6 protein-coding genes are annotated in these 8,430 nt (G+C 75.1%); all 6 read left to right on the top strand.

Annotated elements, in window-relative coordinates:
* Positions 1 to 67 precede the first annotated feature (67 nt).
* The 6 genes from AB0G08_RS25335 (at position 68) to AB0G08_RS25360 (ending at position 8,203) form a co-directional block, all read left to right on the top strand.
* Positions 68 to 1,129, top strand: coding sequence for an SDR family NAD(P)-dependent oxidoreductase (locus AB0G08_RS25335; RefSeq protein ID WP_358092086.1), 1,062 nt, complete (start codon positions 68 to 70; stop codon positions 1,127 to 1,129).
* 445 nt (positions 1,130 to 1,574) lie between these two features.
* Positions 1,575 to 2,144 carry a DUF5987 family protein gene (locus AB0G08_RS25340; RefSeq protein WP_358092088.1) on the top strand — a complete coding sequence of 190 codons (570 nt, stop codon included), beginning with the start codon at positions 1,575 to 1,577 and terminating at the stop codon, positions 2,142 to 2,144.
* Complete coding sequence (locus AB0G08_RS25345; protein WP_358092090.1) at positions 2,141 to 3,775, top strand: GMC family oxidoreductase; 1,635 nt, start codon at positions 2,141 to 2,143, stop codon at positions 3,773 to 3,775. Before AB0G08_RS25340 ends, AB0G08_RS25345 begins: the two co-directional genes overlap by 4 nt.
* A gap of 102 nt (positions 3,776 to 3,877) precedes the next feature.
* Positions 3,878 to 4,915: a hypothetical protein gene (locus AB0G08_RS25350; protein ID WP_358092100.1), complete on the top strand. Its 1,038-nt coding sequence runs from the start codon at positions 3,878 to 3,880 to the stop codon at positions 4,913 to 4,915.
* On the top strand, positions 4,899 to 6,653 hold the full coding sequence (locus AB0G08_RS25355) for a DHA2 family efflux MFS transporter permease subunit (RefSeq protein WP_358092092.1): 1,755 nt from the start codon (positions 4,899 to 4,901) through the stop codon (positions 6,651 to 6,653). The genes AB0G08_RS25350 and AB0G08_RS25355 overlap by 17 nt, the downstream gene beginning before the upstream one ends.
* Positions 6,654 to 6,928: 275 nt before the next feature.
* On the top strand, positions 6,929 to 8,203 hold the full coding sequence (locus AB0G08_RS25360; protein WP_358092094.1) for an acyltransferase: 1,275 nt from the start codon (positions 6,929 to 6,931) through the stop codon (positions 8,201 to 8,203).
* Positions 8,204 to 8,430: the final 227 nt, after the last annotated feature.

Raw genomic sequence — 8,430 nt, forward strand, 5'->3', positions numbered from 1 at the left:
GAAGGGGCCCCCGGCGGCGCGCGCCGATGATGGGCGACGACCCAGTCCCCCACCCACGGGAGTCGCGATGCTGGTCCTGGTAACCGGTGGCACCGGATTCATCGGCTCCCACTCGACGGCGGCCGTCCTCGACGCCGGCCACCGGGTCCGGATGCTCGTGCGTGACCCGGCGCGCGCCCGACGGGTGCTGACCGCGCTGGGCGCCGACGTCGGGCGCGTCGAGCTGGTCACCGGCGACGTGACGGACCCCGCCGACGTGGCCCGGGCCGCCGACGGCTGCGCCGCCGCGCTGCACGCCGCCGGCGTGTACAGCTTCGACTCCCGGGACCGGGCACGGATGCGGGCGGTCAACCTCCGCGGCACCGAGGTGGTGCTCCAGGCGGCGCGGACGGCGGGCCTCGACCCGATCGTCCACGTCTCCACCTTCGGCGTGCTGCTGCCGGCCGCCCGGTCCCCGCTGACCGTCGACTCGCCGGTCGGCGCGCCCCGGGAGGCGTACCTGGCCAGCAAGGCCGCCGCCGAGCACGTAGCGCGCCGGCACCAGGACGACGGGGCGCCGGTGGTCATCACGTACCCGCTCGCCTCGCTCGGCCCCGACGACCCGCACCTGGGCGACCAGACGACCCGGGTACGCAACGTGCTGCGCGGGTTGATGCCGCTGTGGCCGAGCGGCGGCTTCCCCGTCGGCGATGTGCGGGACGTGGCCCGGCTGCACGCGGCGGTGCTCGAACCGGGGCGCGGCCCCCGCCGCTTCCCGGCCCCCGGGCGGTACGTCACGACCCGCGAGTTCGTCGACGCGCTGCGCCGGGTCACCGGGCGGGCCCTGCCCACCCTCCACCTGCCGGCCCGGGCCCTGCTGCCGATGGGCCACCTGGTCAGCGCGGCGCAGCGGCTGTCGCCCGTGCACCTGCCCGCCGAGCACGGCGCGATCTACCTCTGCGCCACCGCCCGCCCGATGGACGGCACGCCCGCCGAGGAGCTGCTCGGGCCGGTCAGCCGGTCGCTGGACGAGACGATGGCCGACACCGTGCGCTGGCTGCACCGGACCGGGCGGCTGAGCCGCCGGCAGGCCGGCCGCGCCGCGCTCCCGGCGACCGCCGCGCCGCACCGGGCCGCGGAACCGGCCTGACCCACCGCCGCCGCCGGGGCGCCCCGGCCCGCCGGACTGCCCGTCCGGGCCGGTCCGCCCCGCGGCCGCCATGCCCGCCGCCCGGGGACGTCCAGGCGCGCCCCGGCACGTCGACCGGCGCCGCGCGCCACCCCGGTCCACCGCGCCCGCCGGCGCGGCCGCGCGATGTCGCGGAAATTGTGCGGCGCGCGGCCCGGCCGCAATTTCCACGCTAATCGGCCCGTCCGCCGCAGACGTCGGCCTCAGCAAAACAGAAGATGCGTTCCATCTGCCTGCGTAGCCACGATGATGCAGGACTTCGCGCACCATCCCCACCGCCCGGAAACATTTCGGGCGACCACCATTTCATCCCTTGCTTCCGTCGCCTTACCGGGCGGTGGTCAAGGCTGCCCGAAAAACGTCTGGCGGGTCACCGACGCGCCCGCCCCAGAAGGAGGTAGCCGCCGTGCAACCGGAAACACCCGAGGAACAGCAGGTACGCGTCCTGACGCTGGAAGCGTTCGCCGACACCATCATCCCGGGGGTGAAGCGCTCGGCCGACGACCGGGCGATCGCCGGCGTCTCGACCGACGGCGGCGCCGTCGAGTCGGGGGCGCTGGCCCTGATGGAGGACCCGGCCGGCGGGTTGTCGATGATGCTGGGCACGCTCACCGAGGCCCTCAACGCGCACGCCACCGGGTACGCCGAGGCGAACGGCCTGACCCTCGACGCGGCGGTGCCGCCCTTCGTCGCGCTCGCGTTCGACCACCGCACCGCGCTGCTGAGCCACCTGCTCGCCCCGGACAACCCGGAGAAGGAGATGTGGGTGGGGCTCGCCCTGTTCAGCAACATGGCCTACGACAGCGCCGCGCACATGAACACGCTCGACGCCCTCGCCGCCGGGCACCCGGGGCTGCTGGCGATCGGCATCACCAAGCCCGACGCCGACGGGCTGTGGCGCTTCCCCGAGTACTCGTACGGACGCCCGCTGTCGCGACTGCACCCGCACACCACCCCCACAGGGAGCCCGGCATGACCAGTAGCGCAAGCACCGACGTCGTGGTGATCGGCAGCGGCTTCGGCGGCGCGATCCCGGCCTACCACCTGGCCGCGGGCGGGGCGCGCGTGGTGGTCCTGGAGCGTGGGCCGTGGCTGTCCAGCGAGGAGTTCGACCACGACTTCAAGCTCGGCTCGTCGTACACCCGGATCTTCGACTTCACCGTCGGCGACGGGATGAGCGTGCTGGGCGGCAACTGCGTCGGCGGCGGCAGCGTCGTCTACTTCGCCACGATGCCGCGCGCGCCGCAGTTCGTCTTCGAGCGGCAGGGCAGCATCGGCCGGCGGATGTGGCCGGCGGCCATCACCCGCGCCACGCTCGACCCCTGGTACGACCGGGTCTGCGAGTCGCTGCCGGTGACGATGCAGAGCTGGGACAAGGTGCCGTACGCCGGCGGCCTCTTCGCGGCGGCCTGCGCGCACGCCGGGCGCACGGCCAATCCCGTGCCCTCCGCCGTGGACGTCGACAAGTGCACCAACTGCAACTGGATGATGGCCGGGTGCCGCTTCGACGCGAAGCGCTCCCTGCTGCTCAACTACCTGCCGGCGGCCCTGGCGCACGGCGCCGAGATCCGGCCGTTGCACGAGGTGCAGCACCTCTCCCGCACCGAGGACGGCGGGTACCGGGTGCACTACCGCATCGTCGACGCGGAGGACTACCGGATCCTGCACGACAGCGGGACGATCGACGCCAAGATCGTCATCGTGGCGGCCGGGGCCGGGGCCACCCCGGTGATCCTGCAACGCTCGGAGCCCACCCTGGGCACGATGCCCCCCGCCGTCGGCCGGTACTTCTCCGGCAACGGGGAGCGGCTCAACACGGCCGTCTTCGACGACGACCGGGTCCGGGAGGTGCTCGGCCTCAGCCGGCCCAACGGGAAGGGCTACGACGCCAACCAGATCGGCCGGGGGCCGACGGTGGCGACCTGGGACCGGCTCGACCCGGACCTGCCCGAGTACGAGCGGTACTCGCTGGAGCAGCTGTTCTTCCCGCTGGGGCTGGGCACGATCCTCGCCCAGGTCCCCGACGCGCAGGGCCCGAGCTGGTTCGGCCTGGAGAAGAAGGAGATGCTGCGCCGCTGGCAGTCGTGGCTGACGCTGTTCACGATGTCGGAGGACGACAACGAGGGCGTCTTCGGGCCGCCGCCGGCGACCGGCAACGCCGACCGCATCTCCCAGCAGATGCTCGGCCGGGGCCCGCTGCGCTACCGGCCCACCGCCAACACGCGGCGGGGCTGGGCCGCCGCCGACGCGGACGCCCGGGACATCCTGGAGCGCGACGGGCTGGCCCGGGTGATGCCGTGGACCAACGACGTGGTCGGGGCGTACACGGTGCACCCGCTGTCGTCCTGCCGGATCGGCGACGACCCGGCGACGTCGGCCCTCGACGACCGGCACGAGCTGCGGCAGCACCCCGGCATCTTCGTCACCGACGGCTCGGCGGTGCCGGGCGCGCTCACCGTCAACCCCGCCCTCACCATCGCCGCGCTCGCCGAACGGGCCGTGCCCGGCATCGTCCGCGCGGCGCAGGAGCGCGGCGTGGCGGTCAGCTACCACGGATCGCTGCCCGACGGGTCGGTGACCGCGGTGCCCCAGGTCGTGCCCAGCTAGGAACCCGGCGGGCCGGGGGCGCGCCCGCCCCCGGCCCCGGCGTCCGCCCGACCAGGAAGGAAACCGATGGGCAGGCGACTGGCTCGGGTGACGAGCCGCACCATGCTGACCCACGTCCGGCACGTGACACCGGTCGCCCCGGAGGCCGCCGACGGACCCGTGGAACGGGTCTACCGGCAGATGGCCGACGACTTCGGCGTCCTCGCGCCCCCGGTGCTGCTGCACTCCCCCGCCCCCGACGTGCTGCGGGCCTGCTGGTCGATGCTGCGCGAGACGCTGCTCGCCGAGGGCCTGGTGGGCCGCGAGGCGAAGGAGGTGGTCGCCGCCGCCGTCTCGGAGAGCAACCGGTGCCCGTACTGCGTGGAGGTGCACGGCGCCACGGCGGCCGGGCTGCTGGGCGACGCGGGCGGGTGGCTGAGCGCCGGGGTCGGCGGCATCGGCGACCCCCGGCTGCGGGCCCTGGCCGAGTGGGCCCGGCAGAGCGGGGCCGGCAGCGCGCGCCGCCGGCCCCCGCCGTTCCCCGCCGAGCACGGGCCGGAGCTGATCGGCGTGGCGGTGACCTTCCACTACCTCAACCGGATGGTGAGCGTCTTCCTCCAGGACTCCCCGTTGCCGCCGGCGCCGGCCGGGATCCGCGCCGGGGTCCGCCGGACGGCCGCCCGCATCATGGGGGCGCTGGCCCGCGCCGGGCGCCCGCCCGGCCGCTCCCTGGAGCTGCTGCCGCCCGCGCCGCCGGAGGCCGACCTGGCCTGGGCCGTCGGCCAGCCGCACGTGGCCGCCGCCTTCGCCCGGGCCGGCCAGGCGGTCCGCCGCGCCGGGGAGGCCGCCCTGCCGGAGCACGTCCGGCGGCGGGTCCTGACCTGCCTGGCCGACCCGCCGCCGCCGGAGCCGGGCGGCGGCCGGTGGTTCGACGCCGCCGTCGCCGAGCTGTCGCCGGCCGAGCGACCCGTCGCCCGGCTGGCGTTGCTGACCGCGCTCGCGCCGTACCGGGTGACCGACGCCGACGTCGCCGCCTGCCGCGACGGCGGGGCCGACGACGCCACGCTGGTCGCGGTCACGGCCTGGGCGAGCCTGGCCACCGCCCGCCGCATCGGCGCGGGCCTGTACGAGGACCGGACGTCGCGTGCGGGCGAGCCGTGACCCGGAGCGGGGCGTCGAGCCGGTGACGACGCCGCCGCGACCGAGAGCCGCCAACCCGTGGGCCGCCCTGCTGGTGCTGTGCCTCGGCAACTTCCTCATCCTGCTCGACACGAGCATCGTCAACACCGCCGTGCCGGACATGATGCGGTCCCTGGACACCGGGATCGACAGCATGCTCTGGGTGCTGAACGGTTACCTGCTGGCGCTGGCGTCCCTGCTGATCGTCGCCGGCCGCCTCGGTGACCTGTTCGGCCCGCGTACCGTCTTCATGGCCGGCATGGCGGTGTTCGCGGTGGCCTCGGTGCTCTGCGGGGCGGCCCAGTCCCCGGGGCAGCTCATCGCCGCGCGGGTGGTGCAGGGCGTGGGCGCCGCGGCGCTGCTGCCGCAGGCGCTGGTCCTCATCGCCGGCATCTTCCCGGCCGCGCGGCGCGGCGCCGCCTTCGGGATCTTCACGGCCGTCGCGGGCGTGGCCGCCGTCAGCGGGCCCACCCTCGGCGGCCTCGTGATCACCCGGCTCGGCTGGGAGTGGATCTTCTACCTCAACGTGCCGCTCAGCGCGGCGGGTGTCGCCCTGGCCTGGTGGCTGGTTCCCGACCTGCGCACCCGCCGGCCGCGCCACCTCGACGTGGTCGGCGTGCTCCTGGCCACCGCCGCGCTGGTGGGCCTCATGTACGCCCTCATCGAGGGCGAACGCCACGACTGGGGCACGGTACGCGGGCCCGTCGGCATCCCCGCGATCCTCGTCGCCGCGGCTATGTGCGGGGTGCTGTTCGCGCTGCGGGAGCGCCGGCAGCGGGAGCCGCTCGTCCCGCCCGGCCTGTTCCGCCTCGACAACTTCGCTCCGGCGACCCTGATCACGCTCGTCAGCTCGTTCGGGCTGTACGGCTTCCTGCTGGTCTTCGTGATCGAGACGCAGGCGCTGCTCGGCATGAGCCCGCTGGAGTCGGGCCTCGCCGCGCTGCCCTGGACGGTGGTGCTCAGCGCCGTCGCGCCGGTCGCCGGGCGGCTCACCGACCGGCTCGGCGGCCGACGCCTGCTCGCGGGCGGGCTCGTCGTCTACGCGCTCGGCGTGCTGGGCATGGCGCTGCTGGTCACGCCGCGCGCCACGGCCGCGACGTTCGTCGTACCGCTGATCGCCGTCGGCGTCGGCATGGGGGCGTCCATCGCGCCGACCACGACCGAGGCCATGCGCCACGTCCCCGCCCCGCTGGCCGGCGCGGCCGCGGGCGTGCTCAACACGGCACGCCAGGTGGGCGGCGCGCTCGGCGCGGCGGTCGTCGGCGCCGTCCTGCAGCACCGGCTGGCCGACACCCTGCCCGAGGCCGCCCGGGCGGGGGCGGCGCAGCTGCCCCCGCAGGCGCGGGCGGACTTCCTGGCGGGGTTCGACGGGGCCGCCGGGGAGGGCGCCAAGCTGGGCGCGGGTCAGGCCGGCGGGTTCGTGGTGCCGCCCGGGACGCCGCCGGAGCTCGCGGAGAGGTACCGGGACCTGGCCGAGGCGGCCTTCGCCGACGCCTTCCTGCCGGCCGTGCGACCGGCGCTGGGCGTGGTGGTGGGCGTCCTGCTGCTCGGCGGCCTGTTCGCGCTGCGGTTGCGCGCTCGCGCGGCCGGGAACCCCGCCGGCGACGAGGTCGCGGCGCCGGCGGACGACCACGGTGCCACCGCGGCGCCCGCCGGTGGACCGGACCGGGACCGCCGGGCGCGCCCGCAGCGGTGGGAGAGGACGCCCGCCGACGACTGATCCGCCGGGGGACGTGCGGCGGGTGCCGGCCCGCCGCCATCCGCGAAACGGTCGCCATAGCACGGGCGTCACCACCCGTCACCGGTGGCGCCCGGATTCAGCATTTCCAAAGATGCGGGGCCGAGCGGCGACGAGAACCATATTGGAGAAACCGTCGGGCCGGGAGCCCGACGATTTGCTTCCTGTGCGGAAATGCGTCTCGACCCGGTCATTGTCGTGAAATCGAGCTGCCCACGCACTCTCGATTGTCGGCGACAAGGAGTGAAAGGTGTGGCATGTCCAGATCCGGTCCGGAAAACCCCGCCGCGGTCACGCCGCGGACCGGGAGCAAGTTACCGTCGCTGACGGGCCTCCGATTCGTCGCGGCACTGCTCGTGTTCCTCTACCACACGTCGCAGTTCATGGCGCCCGTGCCGCCGCACCTGCCCGTCACCCCGTTCGCCGACCCGGACTGGAGCCAGGGCTACGCGCGGGTGCTCGCCGGCGGCGGCTTCGTGGGCGTGTCGTTCTTCTTCATCCTCAGTGGCTTCGTCCTCACCTGGGCCGCCCGGCCCGGCGACCGCGCCGGCACCTTCCTGCGCCGGCGGCTGGTGAAGATCTACCCGACCCACCTCGTCACCTGGGCCGTCGCGATGATCCTCTTCGCGGCGACCTTCACCCCGATGTCGGCGTGGCTGCCGAACCTGCTGCTGCTGCACTCCTTCTCCCCCGACCCGGCCACCTCCATCAGCGTCAACCCACCGAGCTGGTCGCTCTCCTGTGAACTGCTCTTCTACGTGATGTTCCCGTTCCTGATCAACCCGGTTCGCCGGATCGCGGACAACCGGCTGTGGGCGTGGGCGGGCGCCGCCGTTCTCGGCGGGATCGGCGTCGTGCTCGTCACGTTGTTCGTCGTGCCGGACATGCCGAAGGGCCCGTTCATTCCGGATCTCTCGATGAAGCAGTTCTGGTTCGGTTACTTCTTCCCGCCGGCCCGGATCTTCGAGTTCCTGTTCGGGATGCTGCTGGCCCGGATCGTGCTGGCCGGGCGGTGGCCGCAGGTCGGCGTCCTGCCCGCGGCGGCCGTGGCCGTCGCCGGCTACGCCGTGTCGACGTTCCTGCCGACGGTGTACGCGTTCAGCCTGGCCACGATGGTGCCGATCGGCATCCTGATCTGCGCCGCCGCCGACGCCGACCGGGAGGGGCGGCGGACCCTGCTCGGCGGCCGGACGATGCAGTGGCTCGGCGACGTCTCGTTCGGCTTCTACATGGCCCAGGGCATCGTGCTCTACCACGGGCGTGCGTTGTTCGGGGACAACCAGCAGTACGGCACGCCGACCGCCATCGCCGTCCTGCTCGCCTTCCTGGTGGCGAACCTGGTCGCCGGCTGGCTGCTCTTCGTCGGCGTCGAGCGGCCGATCATGCGCCGCTGGGGTGGCCGGCAGCTCGGCAGCGCGCGCGGCGGCCCGGCGCGGGGCCGGCCCGCGGTACGCCACCGCGACGACGGTGCTCAGGCGCCGGCGCCGGTCCCCGCGACCGACCGGGTCGCCCCGTCGGCCGTACCGGACTGAGCGGGGGTCCCCTCGCCGCCGGCGACGGGGACCGTGGCCCGAACCTGACAGGGGTGGCCCGGCGGCTTCGCGCCGCCCGGCCCCCCCCGCGGCGGGGCGCCCCCCCCCCCCGAGGGCGGGGGGGCGCCCCCCCCGCCCGGCGGGGCCCCGGCCCCCCCCCCCCGCCGCAGCGACCGGGACTCCAGCGCCGGGCTGAACAGCTGCACGCTGCCCGGCACGGACTTGGC

Source organism: Micromonospora sp. NPDC023644 (genome assembly GCF_040640115.1).
Lineage (GTDB): Bacteria > Actinomycetota > Actinomycetes > Mycobacteriales > Micromonosporaceae > Micromonospora.